The organism is Arthrobacter sp. Z1-15, assembly GCF_054792395.1.
The window spans coordinates 3550334-3574779 of the sequence record NZ_CP096454.1 but is presented as its reverse complement, the minus strand read 5'-3'; the positions used below and the strand labels follow the sequence as shown (position 1 = coordinate 3574779).

The window sequence follows — 24446 nt, the reverse complement described above, 5'->3', positions numbered from 1 at the left end:
GGCGCCATGACACTATCCCTCAACATGTTCCTGAGCCTGGACGGGGTGATGCAGGCTCCGGGTGCAGCAGACGAGGACATATCCGGCGGGTTTGAGCGCGGCGGATGGCTGGTGCCGCATATGACGACGGACGTGAGCCAAACGGTCACCGGATGGTTCGCCAAGGGCGACTCGCTGCTTCTCGGGCGGGGCACCTACGAGATGCTGCAACCCTTTTGGGAACTTGTCACCGATCCGGAGGATCCGGTGGCCTACGCCTTCAACCATTTGCCCAAGTATCTGGTGTCGTCGACTGTGGTTAACCCAACGTGGCATAACACCAAGGTGTTGGCGGGAGACCTGTTGCCGGCCGTGGCGGGGCTGAGGGAACGCAGCGGGGAAGTGCAGGTCCACGGCAGCTACCGGCTTGCCCGTGCGCTTCACGACGCAGGGCTGGTGGATGAGTACCGGCTGCTCGTATTTCCCGTAGTGGTCGGAGGGGGCAAGCGTCTCTTTGATACGGGGGCCGTGCCGTCGGGGTTCCGCCTCATTGAATCCGAGACCCTGGACAGCGGAGCCCTGCACCTGCGTCTGCAACCCATTGCTTTTGGTACCGCGGACCACGGGCACGGGCACGGGCGGACCGGTAGGAACACTTGACCGCTGAGGAAACGCCGTCTCTCCGTGTAGAGGAAGAGCAGTAAAGATGAAGAGCAGGAAAGATGAAGGGCGGAACCGCTGCTGCGGTTCCGCCCTTCATCTTTGCTGCTGGTGCCGCTGCCGGCTAGTACTGCGTCCTGCGTGAGCGCCCGCTGATCAGCATGACCAGGGGAACCATCAGAAGGAGCAGCGGGATGAGCACTGCCAGGACCTTCGGAGAAGTGACAATCTCACCGGGAGTCATGGCCGAGGTGCTGGCCCGCATGGTGTCTGCACCTTCGGAGATTTCCCCGTTGCCGCCGTCGAGCGTCTCGGTGCCTTCGGCCAGCTTCTTGTTGCCGTCGGCCAGCTCCGTTGCGCCTTCCTTCAGGTCACTCGTTCCGGTGGTGAGCGTCTTGCCGCCGTCGTCGAGCTTCACGACGCCTTCGGCAAGGCTGCCGCTGCCCGTGACGAGTTTGCTGGTGCCTTCCGACAGTGTGGTGGCGCCGGTCGCGAGCTGGTCATTTCCGTCCGCGAGGGTTGCTGCTCCGGCTTCCAGCGTGCCGAGGCCGGTGGAGAGCGTCTGGGCGCCGGTGGCAAGCTTTGCTGCACCGGTTACCAGATCGGGAGTCTTGGCAGCCAATTCGGAGGCACCTGTGTTGAGCTTGCCGGCGCCTTCGGCGATGGCGGTATTGCCCGTGGCCAGGGTTCCCGCACCGGCACGCAGCGTACCGAGCCCGGCGGAAAGCTCTCCGGCTCCCGCAGAGAGAGTCACCGCTCCGATGTTGAGCGTTCCCGCTCCGGTTGCCAGCTGGCCGGCACCAACTTCCAGTGCCTGTGTGCCGGTGGCCAATTCGGAGGCTCCGGCGTTGAGCTGCCCGGCGCCTTCGGCGATGGCCTCGTTGCCCTTGGCCAGATCTCCGGCTCCGGCACGCAGCGTAGCGAGACCGGTGGACAGATCCGATGCGCCGGTGGAAAGTTCTCCGGCTCCGGCGTTGAGCTTTCCTGCACCTGCGGCAATCTGGTCGGCGCCGGCGGCAAGAGCCGGGGTGCCTGCGGCCAGGGTTGCAGCACCGGTCTTCAGGTCTCCGGCACCGGAGGCGAGCTTTTCATTGCCGGCCGCCAGAGTGCTGGAGCCGGTTTCCAAGGCACCGGTTCCGGCAGCCAGTTCGCCAATTCCGCTCTCCAGGCTGTCCGTTCCGTCCAGGACCTGCTGGGCGCCGCCCTGAAGTTTCAGGGCTCCTTCTGCAAGAGCTGCGGCACCGCCGGCAACTCCTGCCGCACCGTTGCGCAGACCCGGTTCTTCAGCAGTTCCCTGACCGTCGAAACCGGCCTTGATCGTCAGGATTCCACCGTTGAGTGCTTCTGCTCCGTCAGCAACCTGCACACCGCCGTCCTTGACCAACGGGACGCCTGCGGCAAGGGCTGTTGCCCCGGCGCCGGCAGTGACAGCGCCGGCCCGGACGGTTTCCAGCCCGTCCTTGAGCTGGGTGTTGTAGCTGTTGCTGAAGTTCGTGGCTCCTGCAGCGATGGTGTCTACACCGTCTCTGGTGCCGACGGCCTGCGCCGTGACGGCGGCAAGGCGTTCCTGGAGTTCAGCATCGGTGAGGGCCGCGGCGTCATTCTGCAGCGCCTGCAGCTTTGCCACCATGTCGGCAGCGGCCGCTGAAGCATTTCCTGCACCCGTGGCCACCGTGTCGGCGCCCAGGGTAAGCCCGGCTGCGCCGCCGTTTACCAGTGGAATTCCGGCGGAAAGCGCCAAAGCCCCCTCTGAAAGCTGCGGCCCGCCGTTGACCAGGGCATTGATGCCGTTCGAGAGGTTCCGTGCACCGGTGGCGAGTTCAGCAGAGCCGGCAGCAGCATCGTTGACGCCGTCCCCCAGCTGCTCGGCACCGGCGTTGACCCGGTTGGCGCCGGCCACGAGGTCCTTGGTGCCCTGAACTGCAGCTCCGGTCCCCTCGTGAAGCGTGGCAGCACCGATCCGAAGGTCTCCGGCACCCTTGGCCAGCTTGGAGACGCCGGCATTTACGCCGGCAGCACCGGCGGCTACCTGTGATGCTCCAGCCTTCGCCGTGTCGGCGCCGGTCTTCAGCTCACCGGTTCCGGCGGCAATCTGCTGTGCTCCGGCGTCGGCGTTCTGGGCGCCCGCGGCAAGAGCAGTGCTGCCGTCGTTGAGCCCATTCGCTCCGACAGCAAGCTCGCCTGCTCCGGCAGAGATCTGATCGGCGCCGGTCTTGGCGCTTCCGGCTCCGGTGTTCAGCAAGTCCGCTCCGGCTTTCGCATCATTGGCTCCGGACCGCAGTACTCCGGCACCAGCGGCAAGCTTGCCGGCGCCCTCGTGGGCAGCCTTCGAGCCGTCCCGGAGCTTGAGACCGCCGTCGTTCAGCTCCTTCGCTCCGCCGGCGATTTGATCGGCACCGTTCCGAAGGGCCAGTCCTCCGTCGTTAAGCTGTCCCGCACCGGCGTTCAGCGTCTTGGCACCTTCGGCGGCACTCAGCGCGCCCGTGTTCAAGTCCCCGGAGCCGACAGCAAGCTGGCCGGCGCCGTCGGAGGCCCGCACTGCCCCGTCGCGGAGCTGGATGCCGCCGGTGGCAAGCTGACCGGCACCGGCATTGGCCGTTCCTGCACCGGTGGCGAGTTTGAGCGCACCCTCGGATGCGGAATCGGCGCCGGTCTGCAGCTTCAAGGCGCCCTCGTCCAGGGAAACCGCGCCGTCCTTCAGCGATGTCGCACCGGTTTTGGCGGAGGCAATGCCCTTGGCCAGCGTGTTCGCTCCGGCGTCGACCTTTTCGCTGCCGGCCGCAACCTTGTCCGCGCCGTCGCGGGCCTTGGCCGCCCCGTCCCTCAGGTCACCCGCGCCTGTGGACGCCTTCGCGGCGCCCTCGCTGAGCTGGCTGGCTCCGGCTGCAACGCGGCTGCTGAAAAGAACAAAAAAGGCGAGAAGGAGTATGAGGAACAAAGCTAGAAGAGCTGTCAGGAGAGTATGCGGCCGGGATCCAGCCCGGCCGGACGGAGAACTCGTCATTGAAATTCCTTTTTCTGGTCATAGTCCGGTCCCGCGACCGGCTGGGTGCGAGGGGCGCCGGTGGGCTCCCGCTCTCAGTGGTGCCGGACCGAAAGCGCCTCTGCTCTGATGACGAATTCCCCCGACATAAGTGTGATGTCTGTTACATCTAACTTACTGGTCGGTAACAAAGCAAGGATTTTAGAAAATAAGTTACCCGCGAGTAGGTTGCGGTCGCGGCGAAATTCAGTTAATGGCCCCGGCGTGTCCGGATGACGACTGCGGCGCCATGGTGAATGCTGGCGGCAATGGCAGTTTGCAGGCGCTTCACCATGGACCAGGGAGTTATGGATGAGCTGGCTTGACCGTGAAAACACCATCGCACCGCCCGGTTTCAACCGCTGGCTAATCCCGCCCGCAGCATTGGCGGTCCACCTCTGTATCGGCCAGGTCTATGCCACGAGCGTGTACAAGAACGCGCTGGTGGAACATTTTGACGCCAGCCTGACGCAGATCGGCATCATTTTTTCGGTCGCCATCGTGATGCTGGGTCTCTCTGCCGCGGTCATGGGAACCTGGGTGGACCGCAACGGCCCGCGCAAAGCGATGTTTGTTTCCGCGGTTTTCTGGACGGGCGGCTTCCTTGTTGGCGCCGCCGGAATTTTCACTGACCAGCTATGGCTCCTTTACCTCGGCTACGGAGTGATTGGCGGCATCGGACTCGGCATCGGCTACATTTCTCCGGTCTCCACCCTGATCAAGTGGTTCCCCGACAGGCCCGGCCTGGCCACCGGAATGGCCATCATGGGCTTCGGCGGCGGTGCGCTGATCGCCAGCCCGCTCTCCTCGGCGCTGCTGACCTTCTACGATCCCGACTTTGGCACCGCGGGAGGCGAGGCAGGACAGGCAGTGGGCAAGCTGTTCCTCACTCTCGCAGCGGTCTATCTCGTTTATATGCTCTATGGCGCATGGACCATTAAGGTTCCTGCGGACGGCTGGCGCCCCGAGGGATTCGATCCGGCCGCAGTGGCAAGCAAATCCCTAGTCACTACCAATCACGTCTCGGCTGCCAACGCCATTAAGACCCGTCAGTTCTGGCTGGTGTGGATTGTCCTTTTCTGCAACGTGACGGCGGGCATCGGCATCCTGGAACAGGCCGCGCCGATGATCCAGGACTTCTTCCGCCAGCCCGACGGCGTCTCGCTGGTCAGCGCCGCGGTGGCCGGCGGCTTCGTGGGGCTGCTCTCGATCGGCAACATGGGCGGACGCTTTGTCTGGTCCGCGACCTCGGACGTGATCGGCCGCAAACGCATCTACATGGTCTACCTGGGCGCCGGAGCGGTGCTGTATCTGATGCTGGCTCTGTTCGGAAACGTCTCAACAATCCTTTACGTCCTGCTGGCCTTCGTGATCCTGTCGTTTTACGGCGGAGGCTTCGCCACGGTGCCGGCCTATCTGCGGGACCTCTTCGGCACCTATCAGGTGGGCGCCATTCACGGCCGCCTGCTGACGGCCTGGTCCGCCGCCGGCATTGCCGGGCCGCTGATCGTGAACTCCTTCCTGGATGCCCAGGGAACTCCCGGGGAACTGGACGCCGGCGCATATCAGCCGGCGCTGCTGACAATGGTCGCCCTCCTGGTCATCGGTTTTATCGCCAACCTGCTGGTCCGCCCGGTGGATGCGAAGCACCACGAACCGCAGGCAAAAACCGATCCGGAGACCGCAACCGAATTGGAGGATGAGCACAAATGAAGAAATCCACGAATGTACGGGTAGCGGTGAGCTGGCTGCTGGTGGGCGTGCCGCTGGGATACGGCGTCTTCCAGACCCTCTCCCGGGCGGCGGCCCTGTTTGGCTGATGACTGTGCCCTGCGGGCCCAAAGCCGGAGCCTCCCGCTCCGCCAGCCCCGTAGTCCAGCCGACCCCGTAGTCCAGCCAGCCCCGTAGTCCAGCCAACCCCGCAGTCCAGAAGCCGGGCAGGTGGTGCGGGGGCTGTGCAACCAACTGATGAGTGCAACGATTAAAGCGCCACAGCCATCCACCCACACCGGTCGGACCAGTGTCTCCGGCACGGAGAGCAGGAGTTTGCCATGAAGGCCCTTCAGTACCGCACGATTGGTGCCCCGCCGGAAGTAGTCGAGATTGACACTCCGGAGCCCGGGCCCGGGCAGGTCCGCATCAAGGTGACCGCCGCAGGCGTCTGCCATTCGGATGAGTTCATCATGAGTCTTCCCGAGGACCAGTACGTGTACGGACTCCCGCTGACTTTGGGGCATGAGGGCGCAGGGCTGGTGGATAAGCTGGGCGACGGCGTGGAGCACCTGGAGCTGGGAACTTCCGTGGCGGTGTACGGCCCCTGGGGCTGCGGCCGTTGTTACGAGTGCTCCAAGGGGAACGAAAACTACTGCACGAATGCGGCCAAGTTCGGCATCATGCCTCCGGGCCTGGGAGCGCCCGGAGCGATGGCCGAGTACATGATCGTGGACGACCCCAGGCACCTGGTGCCGCTGGGGGACCTCGATCCCGTGCAGAACGTGTCGCTGACGGATGCGGGCCTCACCCCGTACCACGGGATCAAAGGATCCCTGGACAAGCTGCATGCCGGTGCCACCTGCGTGGTCATCGGCGTCGGCGGCCTGGGTCATGTCGCCGTCCAGCTCCTACGGGCCATGACTCCGGCGACAGTCGTGGCGCTCGACATCAGCGAGGACAAGCTGAACCTTGCCTCGGACGTGGGTGCGCAGTACACATTCCCCTCCGAACCCGGGACCGTTGATCTGGTGCGGGACCTGACCCACGGCGAGGGGGTCAACGCGGTGTTCGACTTTGTGGCGAACCAGGCCACGATGGATCTGGGCAAAGCCATGATCCGCACGCAGGGCGACCAAGTGCTGCTCGGGGTCGGCGCCGGCGTGCTTCCCGTAGGGTTCATGTCCGGAGCTTTGGAGGCCACGATCCGCTCGCCGTACTGGGGAAGCCGGCCGGAACTGATTGAAGTTCTCGATCTGGCCCGCTCCAGCGGGATCAACGTGCACACCGAGGTCTATTCCCTGGACGATGCGCCCAAGGCGTACGAGAAACTGAAAAACAACAGCATCATCGGGCGTGCGGTCATCGTCCCCTAGCCGGCGGCGGGGGACAGGCCCGCGAACACCCGGGCCTGGGCCAGGAGCTGCGGCACGCCGGCCTCCATGGACGGGGCGAACAGTGTGTCGTGGGGCCGCTCGCCCTTGAGCCACCGGGTGTAGATGGCTTCGCAGAAGATCGATGCCTTCCACAGGGCCAGGGCCTGATACCAGGGGAGGGCATCGAGTGACAGGCCGGTCTGCGACTGGTACCGCGCAATAACGTCATCGCGCCGCAGATACCCCGGGCTGCGGGTGACGGCGGTCAGCTCCAGCGGACTCGGCGGGCTGCCCGGCTCGGCGTAGGTAGCCGTCAGGTAGCCCAGGTCTGCGAGCGGGTCGCCTACGGCGGCCATTTCCCAGTCCAGGACGGCGGCCACCCGCGCCGGTGCGCCGCGGTGGAACATCAGGTTTCCGGGGCGGTAATCGCCGTGGAGAACGGACGCCTGCTGGCTGTCCGGCAGGTTGTCGGCCAGCCATCGGCCCAGAACGGCGACGTCGGGAAGGGAACGCGTGGTGTTGATGTCCCACAGAGCGGAAAACCGTTCCACCTGCCGGCGCAGGTAGCCCTCCGGGCGGCCAAATGAGGCAAGGTCACCAGCCGTCACGCCCACCTGATGCAGCTGCACCAGGGTGTCGACGACGGCGTTGCTGGTTGCCAGCCGCTGTTCCGCAGAGCCCAAAGCCGCCGGGATGGTGTTGGTAATAACGAGGCCGTCCAGATACGTCATGACGTAGAACGGCACACCGAGCACCGATTCGTCCTCGCACACCGCCAGGATGGCCGGGACTGGAACGCCGCGGGTCTTCAGGATCTGCTGGATCCGTGCTTCGCGGACCATGTCGTGTGTGGAGGGCGGCAGCGGGGGCCGCGGGCCGCGCCGGAGTACGAACACGTCGCTGCCGCGCTGGATGCGGTACGTAATGTTCGACTGCCCGTCACCGATTTGCGCCCAGGACAGCGGCCCCGAGCCAAGGTTGTGGGCGTCCAGAAATGCCGTCACCGCATCGAGGACGAGCAGTGGGGGTGAGGCCATCGCGTCAGCCTCGGCCCTGGTGGACACCACCTCGGTGCCGTCGGGTACGGAGAGCAGCGCCGTTGTGCCTGTTGCCATGTTCTATGCCTCCGCTGCGCTGTAGGAGGGTGTGCCGTCAACATCGGCCTGGAACGGGGCGCCTTCCTCCACCGCTCGCCGGCGGGCGGCCGAGGCCCTGCGGGCAATCGCCCATTTGTGCGTTTCATTGGAGCCGTCGTAGATGCGGAAGGCACGCACCTCGTTGAGGTAGGACGCCAGCGGCAGCCGGTCGGAGACGCCGTCGCCGCCGCACAGCTGCAGCGAACGGTCGATCACCCGGTAGACGGCTTCGGACGTGTGCGCTTTGGCCACCGAGGACAGGGCGGAACCGGCCTTGGGATCGGTATCCAGCAGCAGGGCGGTCTTGGTGATGATGGCATCGGATGTTTCCAGATCCATCACGTTCAGCGCCAGCATGTCCTGGGCTATCCCCAGCTCGTGCATGGCCGAGCCGAAAATCTCCCTGGTGTTCGTCCGGTCCAGGGCAATGTCCATGGCCCGCCGGGCGAGGCCGAGCCAGCGCATGCAGTGGGTCAGCCGGGCCGGGCCGAGGCGCACCTGCGCGTACCGGAATCCCTGGCCCGGCGTTCCCAGGACGGCGGCGTCGGGCACAAACACGTCCTCGAAATGCACATGCGGGTGGCCGCCGCCAATGGCGCGGTCCATGGTGGAAATCTGCTCGCCGATTCGCACTCCGGGGGTGTCCATGTCCACAAGGAGCATGGTGGCCCCCGCGGGGGCGGCGCCGCCCGGAGCGGATGCACCGAGGGCCGGTGTGCGAACCATGGCGATGCAGAAGGCGGCGTTGTTGGCACCGCTGGTGAAGCGTTTGTGGCCGTTAATGACCCAGCCGCCGTCCACCTTCGCCGCTGAGGACTGCAGCGCGGCCGGATCTGATCCGGCTCCCGGATGAGGTTCCGTCATCCCGAAACAGGATCTGGCTTCCCCGGACACCAGGGGGCGCAGATACTGCTCCTTCTGCGCCGGGGTGCCGATCAGTTCAAGCATGTGCATGTTGCCTTCATCGGGTGCCTGGCAGTTCAGGACGGTCGGCCCGATCAGGGAGTAGCCGGCTTCCTGGAAGATCGGCGACCAGAACCGAAGCGGCAGGCCCTGGCCGCCGTATTCCTTCTGGGCGTGCGGCGCGTAGACGCCGGCGTCCTTTGCGGCGGAGCGCAGCCGGCGGAGGACGTCCTCGTCCAGCCGCCCGCCGGGCCAAGGTTCCGCGGGGATAACCACAGAGCGGATGAAGTCCCGGGCGCGGATGCGCAGATCCTCGACCTCGGAGGGCAGGGTGTTCATGGAGTGTCCTTCGCTGCTCAGGCGTTGCCGCCGGCAGCCAGCAGGCCGCCGTCGAGGTTCAGGATCTGGCCGGTGATCCAGGCTGCGTCCTCGGACGCCAGGAAAGCCGCGGCGGCAGCCACGTCGTCCGGGGTCCCAAGCCGGCCGAGGGGATAGGCCGCGGCTACCTGTTCCTCCCTGCCTTCGTAAAGTGCGCGCGCAAACTGTGTCTTGACGACGGCGGGTGCGAGGGCGTTGACGCGGATGGCGGGCCCCAGCTCCACTGCCAGCGACCGGGTGAGCTGCTCAATGGCTGCCTTGCTGATTCCGTAGAAGCTGATGCCCGGCGAGGGGGTCTGCGCGCTGACGGAAGACAGATTGATGACGGAGCCGCCCCGGCCGGCAAAATCGAGTTTGGCATGGTGATAGGCATCCTGAACCCAGCCGAGCGTGCCGTAGAGGTTCACGTCCATGATCTTTCGGGCGGCTTCAGGTTCCAGATCCATCAGCGGGCCGTACACCGGGTTGATACCGGCATTGTTGACCAGGATATCCAGCCGTCCGAAGACCCCGGCCACGGCATCGAGGACTTCTGCGCGGTGCACGGCGTCGTCCGACCTTCCGGCAAGAGCCAGGATGGAGCCTTCCGGGAAGGACGCTGCCGCCTCCTCCAGCGGGCCGGGCTTGCGGGCCGTAATACAGACCCGGGCGCCTTCTGCGGCGAGACGCCGGGCAACGGCAAGGCCGATCCCGCGGCTGGCTCCGGTGACTATGGCCGTTTTGCCCTCCAGCCGGCGGACCTGGACGGTATTTTCCTGCACGCGAACTCCTCTGTCATTGCCTGGTGCGCTGCGTCATGAGACCAAGCAACCGCTTGGTATGATCCGCGCTAAGACAAGTCTCGTGCAGTACCAAGAGTGTGTCAAGCGTCACACGGCACGCCGGCGGGCGGCCTGCCAACGGGGAGGCGGGCCGCCCAGGGGAGCTCGACGACGGGGAGCCGACGGAGAGTCGGGGGAGAGCCGGGGGGAGAGCCTTGGGAGTCTAGCGGTACCGGCGGTGCAGGTTCTCTCCGGCATCTGGGCCGTTTGCCCACTCCGAAATCCAGGGCCCGGTTCCTTCGGACTGGTCCAGGACCCCCTTCTCCAGCCAGGTGTAGCGTCCCGCCAGGACCCCCTTGGCAAGCCGGCGGTCCTCGGCATCCGAGTTCCGCCACAGGTCCTCGAAGAGTGTGTCGGTCCGCGCGCGGGACTGGGCGCAGAATGCCTTGGCCAGTTCATAGGCCGGGGCACCTTCGACCGGGTTGTTCCGGCGCATGGTTTCAGCGCGCATGCATACGGCGGAGATTGCGAACAGCTCCGCGCCGATGTCCACGATCCGGCCCAGGAACACTTGGTGGTGCTCCAGCCCTGCCTGCCACCGGGCCATGCCGTAGAAGGTGGACCGGGCCAGCCGGCGGGAAGCGCGGTCTGCGTAGCGCAGGTACACGGCGAGCGGGCCGAACTCCGCATATGCGGTAGGCACCGAACCGCGTCCGGCAGCCAGGGTGGGAAGCCAGCGGCCGTAGAAGCCGCTGGCTTTCACGGCGGCCAGGGCCTTCCTGCCCAGCGTGGCGTCGGCGACGGCAAGATCGCCGGCGGCCTTGAGATGGGCGTCAACGGCCTCGCGGGCGATCAGCAGATGCATGATTTCGGTGCTGCCTTCAAAAACCCTGTTGATCCGCAGGTCGCGCAGCTGCTGCTCCGCAGGCACCGCCCGCTCGCCCCGCGCCGCCAGCGAGTCCGCCGTTTCAAAGCCCCGGCCGCCGCGGATCTGCACCAATTCGTCGCCGACCCGGTAGGCCATCTCGGAGGCCCACAGCTTGGCGAGGGCGGCTTCGATCCGGATGTCCTTGGTTCCGCCGTCGGCCATGCTGGCCGACAGTTCAAAGACGCTCTCCAGTGCGAAAGCGGTGGCGGCGATAAAGGCCACCTTTTTGGCGACGGCTTCATGCTGCCCGATCGGCCGCCCCCACTGCTCCCGGGTTCCGGTCCAGCCGCGGGCAATCTTCACCGACCATTTGGCCGAGGCCGCACACAGGGCGGGAATGGAGAGGCGGCCGGTGTTCAGGGTGGTCAGGGCGATCTTCAGCCCCTGCCCCTCCCGGCCCAGCCGGTTCGCTGCCGGGACCCGGACTCCGCGGAGCCTGGTGACGCCGTTTTCGATCCCGCGCAGGCCCATGAAATTGTTCCGGTTCTCCACGGTAATCCCCGGTGAATCCATCTCAACCACGAAGGCGCTGATCCCGCCCTTTTCCGTTCCGTGCGGCGGCACGGCTGCCATGACCACCACCAGTTCCGCGATCACGCCGTTGGTGGTCCAGAGTTTCACTCCGTCCAGCACGTATTCGCTGCCGTCCTCGGAGGGCACCGCGGTGGCCCGCATCCGCGCCGGGTCGGAACCGACGTCGGGTTCGGTCAGCAGAAAGGCCGATATCGCGCCGGTGGCGCAGCGCGGCAAATACTCGTCCTTCTGCGCTGCGGTTCCAAAAACCTTGACCGGCTCGGGTACGCCGATGGACAGGTGCGCGGAAACCAGCGCGCCGAGGCTGGGGTGCACGGATCCCAGAAGCATCAGTGCCCGTCCGTAGGCGAGCAGGGACAGGCCAAGGCCGCTGTACTGGCGCGGGATCTTCATTCCGAATACGCCCAGCTCGGTCAGGCCGCGGAGGTACTCGTCGGGAATCATGCCGGTGCGTTCGATGAGCCGGCCGTCCAAAGTGGCGCAGTACGTCTCCAGCTGGTCCAGGAAGTCGCGCTCCCGGATCGCCGCTTCGGGATCCGCGGGCTGCGGGCGGATGAGGTCCAAGTTGTAGCTGCCCATGTAAATGCCCTTGGCAAAGCTGGGCCGCCGGTCCTCGGCTATCCGGGAGTCCTCGGCCAGCGCCCGGGCATCCTGTGCGGTGACCACGCGCTCCTTGACCTCCCGGACGCCGTCGTCTCCGGTGGTGCGGGCATCCGGCAGGTCCTTTGTGCTCATGGCAGTTCCCCTCGGTCCGGGCTGCACCAGACAGCCTCCGTTGGTTGTGCCGCCCCAGCCTACGCTCCGCCGGCGTCTGCAGAAAGGGTGCTGGGGCGGCGGGTGAGGGCGGGGTGAAAATGGAGCTGCCGTAACTGGCACCAAGACGAGAATTCTTGACAAGTGCCCCCCCTATAGCGTTGGAATGGTAAGCACACTGATTATTTCCGATGCTAACCGCAGACCTCTTCAAGGGGCGATGGATACAGGGAAGCAGGCTGATGCAGAACGAGGGGGATTGGGAAGCGGTCCGATTGCTGTCCACGGCGGCCCGGCTTGTGCGGCGCGAGGTGGATAACCGGCTGCGGGAAGTGGGGCTGACGCAGGAGCGCGTGACAGTGCTGCGCGTGCTGGTGTCGGAGGGGCCGATGAAGCGGGCGGAGCTGGCCCGCCGGTTGAGGGTTACGGCACAGACGCTGGGAACCTCACTGGTGGCCATGTCGCGTCAGGGGCTCGTGGCTGAGTTGCCGCCGAGCGCCGAGGGAGCTGCGCGCCGGATGGTGGGCATCTCCGATTACGGGCGCCGGATGCTGAGGCAGGCCGATGACATTGAACGCACGGGATTCAGTGCCGACATCAGACCCGAACTCCGCCGGGAGCTTGTTAGCCTGATCCGGGAGCTGGAAGTTCACAGGGCCGGAGCGTCGGCGTCGCTGTAGCCGGCAGCAGGGCTTCCCCGGCCCGAGGTAACGTGATGAGTAGTCCACTAAGACATCACGGCCCCGGCCGGAAGAGGGTAAAAAATGAGCGAAGGCATTCGAGTTGCTGCTGCGGATGAGATTGACGAAGGAACTGCGCTGAAGGTCGACGCCGAGGTGGCCGGCACCGCAGATGACATTGCGGTTTTCCACAGCGACAACGGGGGTTTCTACGCCCTTAACGACACCTGCACGCATGAAGAGGCATCCCTGTCGGAGGGGTGGATCGAGGATACCGAGGTGGAATGTCCCATTCACTCGGCCAGGTTCTGCCTCCGGACGGGCGAAGCGCTCTGCCTTCCCGCGCTGGTAAACGCCAAAGCGCACCGGGTCGAGGTGCGCGGCGGAGAGGTGTACCTCTACCCCGGGGAAGCCCCCGAGTAGTTCGCGCTCCTGGTCTTTGGCCGGCTCCGGGGATGATCTCGGGGCGTGTCGGGGCTTTGCGGAGGAATACGCAAGACTCATGTTGCCTAATTAGGGCAAGGGTAGGGTACCCTTACTTTTGTCCGGCTTCCCGGACGCTGGTCAGAGTGAAAACTTTCCTTCCCTTCAGTCAAGGAGCCCCCATGGCCCTGTTCCGGATGCGCCGCGCTGCGGCCGTTGCCGCCGTCGCCGCACTGTCCCTTTCCGCCTGCTCAACCGGTTCAGCCGGAGGGGAAGCCGATGCCGGCAGCGGTTCCTCCGCCGCAGCTGATGCCTTTCCGGTCACCATCGAGCATGTCTACGGTGAAACAACCATCGACTCGGCTCCCGAACGTGTAGCAGCCGTCGCCTGGGCGAACGCGGAAACCGCACTTGCCCTCGGCGTCGTTCCGGTGGGCATGCCAATCATCGAATACGGCGGAAACGAGCAGGGCACAACTCCGTGGATTGACGAGGCGTTGGAAGAACTTGGCGCGCCGATCGGATCCGAGGACGCCCCGGCTCAGTATTCGGAGGCGGACGGCATCGCCTTCGACGACGTCGCGGCCACCAATCCCGACGTCATCTTGGCTGCCTTCTCCGGGCTGTCCCAGGAGGACTACGACAAGCTCTCCAAGATTGCGCCGGTTGTGGCCTACCCGGAGGCCCAGTGGGGCACATCGTGGCAGGACACCGCCGCATTGACAGGTGATGCCCTGGGCCTGTCGGACAAAGCGGACGAGCTGATCGCCGAGACCGAGCAGTCCATCCAGGATGCTGCCGCAGAACACCCCGAGCTGGACGGCAAGACCTTCATCTACGGAAATCTTGCCCCGGCCGGTTCTTCCATCTACACCGCCCTGGACAACCGCCCCAAGTTCCTCACCGAACTGGGCATGGTCCAGGCGCCGATCGTGGAAGAGAATGCTCCGGACGGTGAGTTCTACTACCCCTGGGCCAATGAAAACGCCAACCAGCTGGACTCCGACGTCTTTGTGACCTGGGTGCAGGATGACGAAGCTGCCGCTTCCCTCGCCACCGACCCGCTGCTTGGCCAGATCCCCGCGGTAAAGAACGGCGGACTGGTTGCCGACTCCAATGCAGAGCGCATCTTCTCCGTCTCCGCCATCAACGTCCTGAGCATTCCCTATGCTCTCGACAACGTGGTGCCGATGGTCGCCGAGGCGGCTGCGGCAGCCGACGGCGACAGCTAGTTCCTGCGTGAAAAGAACGCCCCCGGAAAGCCCCGGGGGCGTTCTTTTGCATCTGCGGGCTGTTGCCGTTCTCACGTCCCGGCGGCGCCTCCCGATTGGACAGGACCCCCGGGGAAGCTGACACGATCGGAAGCATGCAAGATCTGCTCAGCATTGCCTCCGGCCTCAAGCCCGTATTTGCCGTCCTGCTCGCCGTGGGGGCGGCCCTGCTGCTCGCGCGGATAATGCGGGAGTCCACGGCCAGGATTTTCCGGCGTGTTCCCCGGATCCGGGAGGCCATAGCGCTGGGCCGCAATCCGCTGCGGCTGGTGCTGTCCCTGATCGGCATCCGGATCGGCCTGGGTGCCACGGCCTCCGGCGCCGACTGGTTTGGGCCGGTCAGCTACGTGCTCACGCTGGGACTGATCGCGTCGCTGGCTTGGCTGGCCGTCGTCGTCCTGCTCATCATCGAGGTGATGCTGCTGAGCAAATACTCCACGGACAGCAAGGACAACCGCCGGATGCGCCGGTTGAAAACGCAGATCATGCTGGGCCGCCGGGTGGGTGTGGCCGTCATTGTCACCATTGCAGTGGCGTTCGTCCTTCTCACCATTCCCGAAGTCCGGGCGCTTGGAGCCGGTATTCTCGCCTCCGCCGGCCTGATTTCCATCGTCGCGGGCCTCGCGGTGCAGAGCACCCTCACCAACGTGTTTGCCGGCATGCAGCTGGCCTTTACGGACGCGATCCGGGTTGACGACGTCGTGGTCGTGGAAACCCAGTGGGGAACCATCGAGGAAATCACCATGACCTATGTAGTGGTGCACCTGTGGGATGACCGGCGGCTGATCCTGCCCTCGACTTACTTCACCACCACCCCGTTTGAGAACTGGACCCGAAAGCAGTCCGCGATTCTGGGCACCGTGGAACTGGATCTGGACTGGCGCGCCCCCGTGGGCGATCTGCGCAAACACCTGAAGGAGACCCTCGCCGCGACCGAGCTGTGGGACGGCCGCACCGGAGTGCTGCAGATTACCGACGCGGTCAACAGCCTGGTGCGGGTGCGCATCCTGGTCAGCGCGGAGGACAGCGGGGCGCTTTTCGACCTGCGCTGCCTGGTTCGCGAAGCCATGGTTACCTACCTGCAGGAATGGCATCCCGGAGCCCTGCCGCGCCAGCGCTGGGAAGAAGTCCGGGCCACGGCACCCGAGGTGCACAGCGCTCCCCGTTCCCATCCGGGCGGAGATCCGGAAGACACCAGCACTTCGCAGTTCTTCACCGGCTCGATCGAGGCCATTGACCGCCGCCACTCCTTCGCCGGCCCGGGCAAGCAGGTCTTCGACGAACGGGAAGAGAACTCCGCGGACGACTGACCAAAACCGTTAACCCTGCTTTGATCTGTTGACAGACGGAGATCCTTCTGGCTGGCTGGCAGCAGGGCCCGGCACTTTTTGGCCGGGCGGCCGGGCATCGGAAAAGGGGAGCAGCAATGGCAGATGAATTTGTGGTCCATGAACTTCAGGGCTCCAACGTGTGGGCCAAGGACGGAGAACGGCTGGGCCTGGTGGGGCAGGTGCACCTGGATCGGGCCACGGGGGAGCCGGAATGGATTACCGTTGCACTGGGCCTATTTGAAACGCGGCAGCATTTTGTTCCGCTGGCCGGGGCACGCCGGGACGAGGATGACATTTACGTCAACTACAGCCGAAAAGCGGTTGATGACTCGCCCGCCGTCGACCCGGACGGCGCACTCAGTCCTGAAGAGGAAACCCTGCTCACCGACTACTACAAGAAGTTTTGACCCCCGAGGCCCGGACGGGGCCGCAGCCGCACCGTGAACCCTTTGGTAGTAAGCCCCCTTACCAATAGGATGAAGGTCTGTAATCCAACGCACCCAGGAGGCCGTCATGGCGCAGCAGGACAGTGGAGGACGGGCCCAAACGGCGCCGGATCCCGAACACGCGAGCAAACCGGACAGCCCGGCCGAGGTGACAAAACCCAGCTGGAAATACATCCTGCGTAAGACGATCCGGGAGTTCAGCAAGGACCAGTGCACCGACCTTGCTGCTGCCCTGACCTATTACACGGTGCTGGCAATGTTCCCGGCCCTGCTGGCTTTGGTGTCCATACTCGGCCTGGTGGGGCAGGCCGAAAGCACCACCAACACCATGCTGGAATTCCTGGAGGAGTTTGCGCCCGGCAGTGCCGTGGAAGTCCTCGAAGGGCCGATTACGCAGCTGACCACGTCCGGTGCCGCCGGATTTGCGCTGATTGTCGGTATTGCCGGTGCGCTCTGGTCTGCCTCCGGCTATGTGAAGGCCTTCGGCCGGTCCATGAACCGGATCTATGAAGTGGATGAAGGCCGGCCGGCCTGGAAGCTGCTGCCCACCCAGCTGCTGGTGACGCTGGTGCTGATCCTGCTGGTGGCGGCACTGCTCATCATGCTGGTGATCAGCGGTCCCATTGCCGAAACGCTGGGGAACGTCATTGGCCTCGGCCCCGAAGCCCTGATCGTCTGGAACATCGCCAAGTGGCCCGTCATGGTGATCTTCGCTGTGCTGGTTATTGCGATCCTCTACTACTCCACTCCCAACGTGAAGCAGCCCAAGTTCCGCTGGATGAGCATGGGCGCGCTTATTGCGCTGGTAATCCTCGCCATCGTCACTCTGGGCTTCAGCTTCTACGTGGCAAACTTCGGCAACTACAACGCCACCTACGGTGCCATCGGTGGTGTGATCGTCCTGCTGCTGTGGCTCTGGCTGGCCAACCTGTCGCTGCTGTTCGGCGCCGAGTTCGATGCCGAGGTGGAGCGCGGGCGTGAACTGCAGGCCGGGATCCAGGCTGAAGAGAGCGTGCAGCTGCCCCCGCGCGACACCCGCCAGACGGAGAAGCGCCAGGAGCAGGAAGAAGAAGACATCGAGCAGGGCCGGAAGCTGCGCCAGCAGCACGCCGGCAAGGACTACGACGACCACCTCCACGAGTAGCCCGCCGCTTCCGTAAGCCGGCTCGGTAAACCTAAACCGGCCCATTAAATTAGACTGCCCCGGACCGTTGGGTCCGGGGCAGTCTTTTTTGCTGTCGGGGTTCGCTACTTGCTCCTGGACCCAAGATTCTTGCCCTTGGACAGGAACCTGGCTCCGAACAGCAGAAGCCCGACGGCCATCAGGATGCCGGCCCGCAGCCACACGGTGGCATCCTGCTGGGTCAGGAGGAGCACGCAGGAGGCGATGGCCAGGTACGGCACCACAATGGGGGCCTGGAAGTGCTTTTCCTCCACCTTGTCCCTGCGCAGCACAATCACGGCAATGTTGGTGCTCAGGAAGACAAACAGCAGCAGCAGGACCACGGTCTCGGCCAACGAAGCCAGCCCGCCGGTCATGGTCAGGATCATGGCCACTGCGGTGGTGGCGGCGATGGCAACCCACGGGGTCTTCCGGTTGGGCAGGACCTTGCCGAAGACGCCCGGGAGCAGGCCCTGCTCCGCCATGCCGAAGGTCAGCCTCGAGGACATGATCATGGTCAGCAAGGCTCCGTTGGCGACGGCAACCAGGGCGATCAGGCTGAAGAGCCAATCCGGAACGCCGAACCCGGTGGCGCTGACGACGTCGAGCAGAGGTCCGGAGGACCCGGCCAGGTCCTCGGTGGGCAGGGCAATGGAAGCAGCCAGCCCGATCAGGATGTAGACAAGTCCGGCGGTGAGCATGGCTCCGAAAATGGCCCGGGGGTAAACCCGGCGCACATCGCGGACCTCCTCGGCGATGTTGGCCGAAACCTCAAAACCCACGAAGGAGTAGTAGGCAATCACGGACGCTGCCAGAACCGCGGTTCCCGGGTTCACATCGGCCGGGAACCGGGTGATCTGCTCCGTGTAGCCCTCACCCTTGCCCAGCATCAGGCCCACCAGCACGATCACGAGCACGAGTCCCGACACCTCGATGACGGTCATCACCACGTTGCTGCGCACCGACTCGGTAATGCCGCGGGCGTTGAGCAGTGCCACCAGCAGCAGGAAAACGATGGCTGCAGGAACCGGGGGAACATCCAGGAACGGGCTGAGGTAGTCACCCGTGAACGCCAGCGCCAGGCCCGCGGCACTGGTGACGCCGGCCGCCAGCATGGCAAAACCGACCAGGAACGAAACCGCCGGAACCTTGAAGGCCCGCTGGGCGAAAACTGCGGCACCCCCGGCCTTGGGGTATTTCGTGACAAGTTCGGCGTACGAGGCGGCGGTCAGCAGCGCGAGGACGAGAGCGACCACCAGCGGCACCCAGATCGCGCCGCCCACTTCACCGGAAACCTCGCCCACGAGGGCGTAGATGCCCGCGCCCAGGACATCACCCAGGATGAAGAGGTACAGCATGGGACCGGTGATCCCCTGCTTGAGTTTTGAGGCAGGCGGCGCCTGCGTGCTGTTATCCATGTCGAAAAGTCTAGGGCAACTATAAGGGTGCTGACGATTTCCGAATTATGCGGTAGAAAAGATGCATGAGTTTTGCACCCCATGCTCTTCCCGCACGGTACGACGTCGTTATTGTCGGCGGCGGAATCGCCGGACTCACTGCTGCGACTGTGCTCGGGCGCGCCCGGCGCCGGGTCGCCGTTGTTGATGCGGGCCGGCCGCGCAACGCCCCCGCTGACCATGTCCATGGGTTTCCCTCCCGGGACGGCATCCCGCCTCGTGAGCTCCTCCGCTTGTGCCGGTCGGACCTGGAGCAGTACGACGTTGACCTCGTTGATGCAGAGGTCACCGGCCTGAGTGAAGACCGCACAGTGGAACTGGCTGACGGCCGGGTGCTGCAGGGCCGGCACGTAGTGGTGGCCTCCGGTCTCCGGGACGTGCTGCCGGATATCGCCGGCGCGGCGGAACGCTGGGGCAGGGACCTGCTGCAGTGCCCCTACTGCCACGGCTGGGAAGTGGCGGACCTCCCCCTCGCTGTCCTGGGAACGGGGCCGGATTCAGTGCAGCAGGCATGCCTGGTGCGCACCTTCTCCCCGGAGGTCACGCTGATCCGGCGGGAGGGGCTGGAATTGACCGATGATGACTCGCGGGCTCTTGCAGCCATGGGCATAACAGTGGTGGAAGGCACGGCCGTTGAGCTGCAGGTTCAGGACGACACCCTGGCGGCAGTGGTCCTCGCGGACGGCCGCACGGTTCCGTGCCGGGCTGTGTTCTGTGAACCCGGTGCCGAAGTGGACCCGGTGCTCTCCGGAGTGTCCGGATGCAGCCGGGACGCCGACGGCTGCCTCGAGACCGACGAAGCCGGACGGACGGGCGCGGAGCGCATTTGGGCCGTCGGCAACGTCGCCGATCCCTCCAGCCAAGTGGTGGCTGCAGCGGGGGATGCTTATCGACTGGCTGTCGCCCTGAACGCCGAGCTGCTGGAGGAAGACGTGGCAGCAGCGGTCCGGACGGCAGAGGCGGAAGGGCCGCTGCTCAGCGCCGGGGAGCCAGCAGCGGCGAACCGGTAACCCCGTCGCCGCCGGACATTCCGTCCAGGACATACCGCAGCGATTCGACGGAAGTCTTCCGCGGACGCCAGCCCAGCAGCTCCCTCACCCGCGAGGTATCCATCAGCGGAGCCCCGGCTGCCATATCGATCCAGCCGGGATCGGTGCGCTGCAGGTGCGCCGCCCAGGTGAGGCCGACGACGGCGCGCACCAGCTTCACGGGAATGTTCAGCAGCCGCCGGGCGCCGAGGACTCCGGCCAGCAGTTCCGGCGTGATGACCGGATCCGCGGCGATGTTGAAGGCGCCCTCGGCCCGCTGGTCCACCACCCGCCAGTATGCGTCGGCAATGTCATCTGCGTGGACAACCTGGAAGGAGAATTCCTTCGGCAGCGGGATCAGCGGCAGCCTCAGCTTGTTCAGGATGAACTTCGGCACCAGCGGGCCCAGGAAATAGTTGCCGATCTCGGTCCCGGCGTCCGTGGAGAAAATCAGGCCCGGCCGCAGACGCGCCACGGGGATCTCGGGATACTCCCGCTCGAACTTGTCCAGCAGGGCTTCCTGCTCGCCCTTGTGGCGGCTGTAATGCGAACTGGCGATGCCGCGTGCCGGCCAGGACTCGTCGGTGAGCCGGTCCTTCGGGGCGGGGGAGTAGGCGCCCACGGAGGACGCGCAGACAAACTGGCGCACTCCCGCCGCCGCCGCCGCGGCAAGGGCGTTTTCCGTGCCGTAAACATTGATGCGGTGCAGCTCGGCTTCATCATGGTTGGGCTGGATGGCCCAGGCAAGATGGACGACGGCGTCGGCGCCGCGCAGGGCTTCCGTCAGCTTTTCCCGGCCCTCCCCGGTGGCGATGTCGATGCTGTGCCACTGGACGCCGTCGTACGGCGGTGCGCTGGTTTCGGGCACCCGCCGGGCAATGCCTACAATTTCCAGACCTTCCGGGCGTTCAGCGCGGGCCTGGGCAAGCCGGCGCAGCAGTGCCGTGCCGACATTCCCGGTTGCTCCAATAACAGCTACTCGCATCTGGCTGGGTCCTTCCCCGCCAAAGGGTCCGGGCCGCGGATCCTCCGGCTGTTGGTTCGTGGCTAAGCAGGCAATGTCCTCCTGACTCTACCGTTGGCAGCGGCTGAACACATCGGGAAAGCAGGCAGTGAACGAGTTGCCGTTAGTCTGGGAAGGAAGCATCACCACCAGAAATTACACCTTCAGGGAGCGTCATGGCTGAGACTACGGGAACTGACCAGGACAACGGCTCCGGCTTCAGCACGCGAGGGGCCTATGTCACCGGCGGCGCCGAATACACCCGGGACACCAACTACATCGAAACGCGCATCACCCGTGACGGCCGCGACGGGTATCCGGTGGAGGCCGGACGGTACCGGCTGATCGCGGCCCGTGCCTGCCCGTGGGCGAACAGGGCAATCATCGTCCGCCGGCTGCTGGGACTGGAAGATGCCATCTCGCTGGGCACCCCCGGGCCTACCCACGATGCCCGCAGCTGGACCTTCGACCTGGACCCCGACGGCAGGGACCCCGTCCTGGGCATCGAACGCCTGCAGGAGGCCTTCTTCCGGCGGACGCCCGGCTACAGCCGCGGCATCACGGTTCCGGCTATCGTGGACGTTCCCAGCGGCGCCGTTGTCACCAACAATTTCCCGCAGATTACCGAGGACTTTTCCACGGAGTGGACGGAATTCCACCGCGACGGCGCTCCGGACCTGCTGCCGGCCGAGCATCTGGAGGAGATGCGCGCGGTCAACAAGCGGGTGTTCACCGAGGTCAACAACGGCGTTTACCGCTGCGGGTTCGCCGGCTCCCAGGAAGCCTACAACGCCGCGTATGACCGGCTGTGGGCCGCCATGGACTGGCTGGAGGACCGGCTGTCCAGGCAGCGCTACCTTGTTGGCGACACCATCACGGAGGCCGATGTGCGGCTCTTCACGACGCTGGTCCGCTTCGATGCGGTCTACCACGGCCACTTCAAGTGCAACCGGAACAAGCTCACCGAGATGCCCAACCTCTGGGGCTACGCCCGGGACCTGTTCCAGACCCCGGGCTTCGGCGACACCATCGACTTTGAGCAGATCAAGGCGCACTACTACATCGTTCACGAGGACATCAACCCGACCGGCATCGTGCCCAAGGGTCCGGATGTGTCGAATTGGCTCAGCGAGCACCACAGGGAGCAGCTGGGCGGCCGGCCCTTCGGATCAGGGACCGCACCGGGACCTGTCCGGGCAGGCGAGGAAGTGGTGCCCGGGCACGGCGCCGTCTGACCCCTGCGGATAGCTGCCCGGTGTAATACGGCACAGCGGTGTGTAATAGGGCACAGAAGTGTTTCTTAACCACCCGGACCGTAGGTTAGCCTTACTTAAGATTATTCCGTCTTGAGGGAGGTGCCGCCGTGGGCGTGAACGTCAGTTCCTCCATCCCGGCATCCCGCAGCACTCTGCAGCCCCCGTCCTTACAGCCGCTGTCCGTGCCGAACGCCCGGGGCCGCGGCGTCCGCCCGGCCGTCCGGACCGCCCTGCTGGCCGCTTCGATTGCCGTGCTGGCGCTGGCCTGCCTGGCATCCGTCGCTTTTGGCGCGCGGGCGCTGTCCTTCGCCACTGTCTTTGAGGCGCTCACCGCGTACGACCCGGGAAACGGTGACCACGCGGTGGTGGCCTCCCGGATTCCCCGCACCGTCCTGGGGCTGCTGGCCGGCGGTGCGCTGGGCCTGGCCGGCGCCGCGATGCAGGGAGTGGCCCGCAATCCGCTGGCCGATCCCGGGATCCTCGGCGTCAACGCCGGCGCCGCATTCTTCGTGGTCCTCGGCATCTACGGCTTCGGGGTGGGCAGCTTCGGCGGGTACATCTGGTTTGCGCTGGCCGGCGCCGCCCTGGCCGCCGTCGTCGTCTACACCGTCGCCAGCCTGGGCCGCGAAGGCGCCACCCCGGTGAAACTCGCGCTGGCCGGCGCCGCCCTGTCCGCAGGCCTTAGCTCCCTCATGAGTGCACTGCTGGTCTCGAGCCAGCAGACCTTCGACGTCTTCCGCTTCTGGCAGGTGGGCAGCGTTTCCGGCCGGGGCTGGGACGTGATCACCGCCGTACTGCCGTTCCTGGCGGTCGGCGCCGTCATCACTCTGGGAGCCGGCCGGGCCCTGAACGGGCTGTCGCTCGGGGACGACCTGGCCCGGGGACTGGGCCAGCGGGTGGGGCTGAGCCGGGGCATCACGGCGCTCGGTGTGGTCCTGCTGTGCGGTGCAGCCACTGCCGCCGCCGGCCCGATCGGCTTTGTTGGCCTGGTCATCCCGCACATGGTGCGTTCCCTGACCGGCCCCGACTACCGGTGGATCCTGCCCTTTTCCCTCGTCCTGGCACCCATCCTGCTGCTCACGGCCGACATCGCCGGACGGCTTGCGCTCCCGCCCGCGGAAATTCCGGTGGGTGTCATGACCGCCGTCATCGGTGCTCCGGTGTTCATCTGGCTGGTCCGGCGCCGGAAGCCGGCCCAACTGTGAGCGCGCTGCTGGAGAAGTCCGCGGCCGCCGTCGTCTCTTCCGCCCGCCGCAGATCCGCCCGTCGGGTCCGCACGGTCACAACTGCCCTGGCCGGCGCCGTCGTTCTCCTCTTCGCCGTCAGCATCCTGCTCGGCACCTACACCGTGACCGTTCCGGACTTCTTCCGGATCCTCGCCGGGGAGCAGATACCGGGAGCCACCTACATCGTGATGGAGAGCAAGCTTCCGCGGGCCGTCACCGCGATCATGGTGGGTGCCGCGCTGGGCATCGCCGGCAGCATCTTCCAAACCATGCTGCGCAATCCGCTGGCCAGCCCGGACATCATCGGCATCAGCTACGGCGCCAGCGCCAGCGCAGTTGTGGGGATCGTGGTTTTCGGGGCAACGGGAACGGCTGTTTCCCTGTCGGCGCTGGCCGGCGCGCTGGTGGTGGTGCTTGCCATCTATCTGCTCTCCCGGCAGGGCGGGGCAGCGGGGTACCGGCTGATCCTGGTGGGCATCGGGTTTGCCGCCGTGATGCAGGCAGTGGTCATGTTCCTGATGACCCGCACCGATGTCCGCACAGCCTCCCAGGCCCTGGTGTGGCTGAACGGGTCCCTGAACTCCGCCAGCTGGGACCGCGCCGGCGCGCTGGCCCTGTCCCTGCTGGTCCTGCTGCCGGCCGCCGCAGTGCTCGCACGGCAGCTTCGCGGCCTGGAGCTGGGCGACGACACAGCCGCCGGACTGGGCGTGCGCGTGGAAGCGTCACGGCTCGGGCTGCTGGTCACCGGCGTGGCCCTGGCCGCCGTGGCCACCGCTGCGTCCGGTCCGGTCTCCTTCATCGCCTTCCTGTCCGGGCCCATCGCCCGGCGGCTGCTGGGCGGGCGGCAGTCCCTGGCTGCCGCCGCCCTGGTGGGAGCGGTGATTGTGCTGGCCGCTGATTTCGCCGGCTCCAACCTGGTTCCCGGCGTGTCACTGCCCGTGGGCGTTGTGACAGGTGCGCTGGGCGCTCCGTTCCTGCTGTGGCTGCTGGTCACATCCAACCGTGTAGGCCGAGGAGGCTGAG

General features: G+C 65.8%; 21 protein-coding genes. 14 read left to right on the top strand and 7 right to left on the bottom strand.

Translation table 11 applies throughout. The annotated features are described in order from the left end of the window. The first annotated feature begins 6 nt into the window (after window positions 1-6). On the top strand, window positions 7-639 hold the full coding sequence (locus M1D40_RS16535; RefSeq protein WP_461169521.1) for a dihydrofolate reductase family protein: 633 nt from the start codon (window positions 7-9) through the stop codon (window positions 637-639). Window positions 640-763: 124 nt separating this feature from the next. Here M1D40_RS16535 and M1D40_RS16530 read toward each other — a convergent pair whose 3' ends face one another. Then, on the bottom strand, window positions 764-3643 hold the full coding sequence (locus M1D40_RS16530; protein WP_461169520.1) for a beta strand repeat-containing protein: 2880 nt from the start codon (window positions 3641-3643) through the stop codon (window positions 764-766). 330 nt (window positions 3644-3973) lie between these two features. Here M1D40_RS16530 and M1D40_RS16525 point away from each other — a divergent pair, with 330 nt between their 5' ends. The 3 genes from M1D40_RS16525 to M1D40_RS16515 all read left to right on the top strand — a co-directional run bounded on the left by M1D40_RS16525 (window position 3974) and on the right by M1D40_RS16515 (window position 6747). Then, window positions 3974-5374 (top strand): OFA family MFS transporter, encoded by a 1401-nt coding sequence (locus tag M1D40_RS16525; RefSeq protein ID WP_461169519.1) that lies wholly within the window; start codon window positions 3974-3976, stop codon window positions 5372-5374. Beyond that, complete coding sequence (locus M1D40_RS16520) at window positions 5371-5481, top strand: MFS transporter small subunit (protein WP_445818925.1); 111 nt, start codon at window positions 5371-5373, stop codon at window positions 5479-5481. Before M1D40_RS16525 ends, M1D40_RS16520 begins: the two co-directional genes overlap by 4 nt. A gap of 231 nt (window positions 5482-5712) precedes the next feature. Further along, window positions 5713-6747 (top strand): NAD(P)-dependent alcohol dehydrogenase, encoded by a 1035-nt coding sequence (locus M1D40_RS16515; RefSeq protein ID WP_461169518.1) that lies wholly within the window; start codon window positions 5713-5715, stop codon window positions 6745-6747. Here the strand turns inward: M1D40_RS16515 and M1D40_RS16510 are convergent. The 4 genes from M1D40_RS16510 to M1D40_RS16495 all read right to left on the bottom strand — a co-directional run bounded on the left by M1D40_RS16510 (window position 6744) and on the right by M1D40_RS16495 (window position 12122). Beyond that, entirely contained in the window at window positions 6744-7862 is a 1119-nt protein-coding gene (locus tag M1D40_RS16510; RefSeq protein WP_461169517.1) for a phosphotransferase family protein, read from the bottom strand. The two genes, M1D40_RS16515 and M1D40_RS16510, sit on opposite strands and share 4 nt — an antisense overlap. Window positions 7863-7865: 3 nt before the next feature. Further along, window positions 7866-9125 carry an acyl-CoA dehydrogenase family protein gene (locus M1D40_RS16505; RefSeq protein ID WP_461169516.1) on the bottom strand — a complete coding sequence of 420 codons (1260 nt, stop codon included), beginning with the start codon at window positions 9123-9125 and terminating at the stop codon, window positions 7866-7868. 17 nt (window positions 9126-9142) lie between these two features. After that, window positions 9143-9925, bottom strand: a complete 783-nt coding sequence (locus M1D40_RS16500) for an SDR family oxidoreductase (protein ID WP_461169515.1) — start codon at window positions 9923-9925, stop codon at window positions 9143-9145. A gap of 223 nt (window positions 9926-10148) precedes the next feature. Further along, window positions 10149-12122 carry an acyl-CoA dehydrogenase family protein gene (locus M1D40_RS16495; RefSeq protein WP_461169514.1) on the bottom strand — a complete coding sequence of 658 codons (1974 nt, stop codon included), beginning with the start codon at window positions 12120-12122 and terminating at the stop codon, window positions 10149-10151. 260 nt (window positions 12123-12382) lie between these two features. Between M1D40_RS16495 and M1D40_RS16490 the strand changes: the two genes are divergently transcribed. From M1D40_RS16490 to M1D40_RS16465, 6 genes are all read left to right on the top strand, one after another. After that, the gene (locus M1D40_RS16490; RefSeq protein WP_341395133.1) at window positions 12383-12820 is read left to right on the top strand and encodes a MarR family winged helix-turn-helix transcriptional regulator; all 438 of its coding nucleotides are present in this window, start codon (window positions 12383-12385) and stop codon (window positions 12818-12820) included. 84 nt (window positions 12821-12904) lie between these two features. Beyond that, window positions 12905-13243, top strand: coding sequence for a bifunctional 3-phenylpropionate/cinnamic acid dioxygenase ferredoxin subunit (locus M1D40_RS16485; RefSeq protein WP_341395134.1), 339 nt, complete (start codon window positions 12905-12907; stop codon window positions 13241-13243). Between the two features lie 182 nt (window positions 13244-13425). After that, the gene (locus tag M1D40_RS16480; protein ID WP_341395135.1) at window positions 13426-14475 is read left to right on the top strand and encodes an iron-siderophore ABC transporter substrate-binding protein; all 1050 of its coding nucleotides are present in this window, start codon (window positions 13426-13428) and stop codon (window positions 14473-14475) included. Window positions 14476-14609: 134 nt separating this feature from the next. Next, window positions 14610-15824: a mechanosensitive ion channel family protein gene (locus tag M1D40_RS16475; protein ID WP_341395136.1), complete on the top strand. Its 1215-nt coding sequence runs from the start codon at window positions 14610-14612 to the stop codon at window positions 15822-15824. A gap of 116 nt (window positions 15825-15940) precedes the next feature. Next, entirely contained in the window at window positions 15941-16252 is a 312-nt protein-coding gene (locus M1D40_RS16470) for a PRC-barrel domain-containing protein (RefSeq protein ID WP_341395137.1), read from the top strand. A 106-nt stretch (window positions 16253-16358) separates the two neighbouring features. Next, on the top strand, window positions 16359-17435 hold the full coding sequence (locus M1D40_RS16465) for a YihY/virulence factor BrkB family protein (RefSeq protein WP_461169513.1): 1077 nt from the start codon (window positions 16359-16361) through the stop codon (window positions 17433-17435). 104 nt (window positions 17436-17539) lie between these two features. Here M1D40_RS16465 and M1D40_RS16460 read toward each other — a convergent pair whose 3' ends face one another. Continuing rightward, complete coding sequence (locus M1D40_RS16460) at window positions 17540-18871, bottom strand: APC family permease (RefSeq protein ID WP_461169512.1); 1332 nt, start codon at window positions 18869-18871, stop codon at window positions 17540-17542. A 65-nt stretch (window positions 18872-18936) separates the two neighbouring features. Between M1D40_RS16460 and M1D40_RS16455 the strand changes: the two genes are divergently transcribed. After that, window positions 18937-19920: an NAD(P)/FAD-dependent oxidoreductase gene (locus tag M1D40_RS16455; RefSeq protein WP_461169511.1), complete on the top strand. Its 984-nt coding sequence runs from the start codon at window positions 18937-18939 to the stop codon at window positions 19918-19920. On the opposite strand, the gene M1D40_RS16450 is transcribed toward M1D40_RS16455, so the two are convergent. Then, window positions 19886-20923, bottom strand: coding sequence for an NAD-dependent epimerase/dehydratase family protein (locus M1D40_RS16450; RefSeq protein ID WP_461169510.1), 1038 nt, complete (start codon window positions 20921-20923; stop codon window positions 19886-19888). The genes M1D40_RS16455 and M1D40_RS16450 overlap by 35 nt on opposite strands. A 194-nt stretch (window positions 20924-21117) precedes the next feature. Here M1D40_RS16450 and M1D40_RS16445 point away from each other — a divergent pair, with 194 nt between their 5' ends. The 3 genes from M1D40_RS16445 to M1D40_RS16435 all read left to right on the top strand — a co-directional run bounded on the left by M1D40_RS16445 (window position 21118) and on the right by M1D40_RS16435 (window position 24445). Further along, on the top strand, window positions 21118-22176 hold the full coding sequence (locus tag M1D40_RS16445; protein WP_341395142.1) for a glutathione S-transferase family protein: 1059 nt from the start codon (window positions 21118-21120) through the stop codon (window positions 22174-22176). A gap of 203 nt (window positions 22177-22379) precedes the next feature. Continuing rightward, window positions 22380-23402 carry a FecCD family ABC transporter permease gene (locus M1D40_RS16440; RefSeq protein ID WP_461171078.1) on the top strand — a complete coding sequence of 341 codons (1023 nt, stop codon included), beginning with the start codon at window positions 22380-22382 and terminating at the stop codon, window positions 23400-23402. Further along, window positions 23399-24445: a FecCD family ABC transporter permease gene (locus tag M1D40_RS16435; RefSeq protein ID WP_461169509.1), complete on the top strand. Its 1047-nt coding sequence runs from the start codon at window positions 23399-23401 to the stop codon at window positions 24443-24445. The genes M1D40_RS16440 and M1D40_RS16435 overlap by 4 nt, the downstream gene beginning before the upstream one ends. Window position 24446 lies beyond the last annotated feature (1 nt).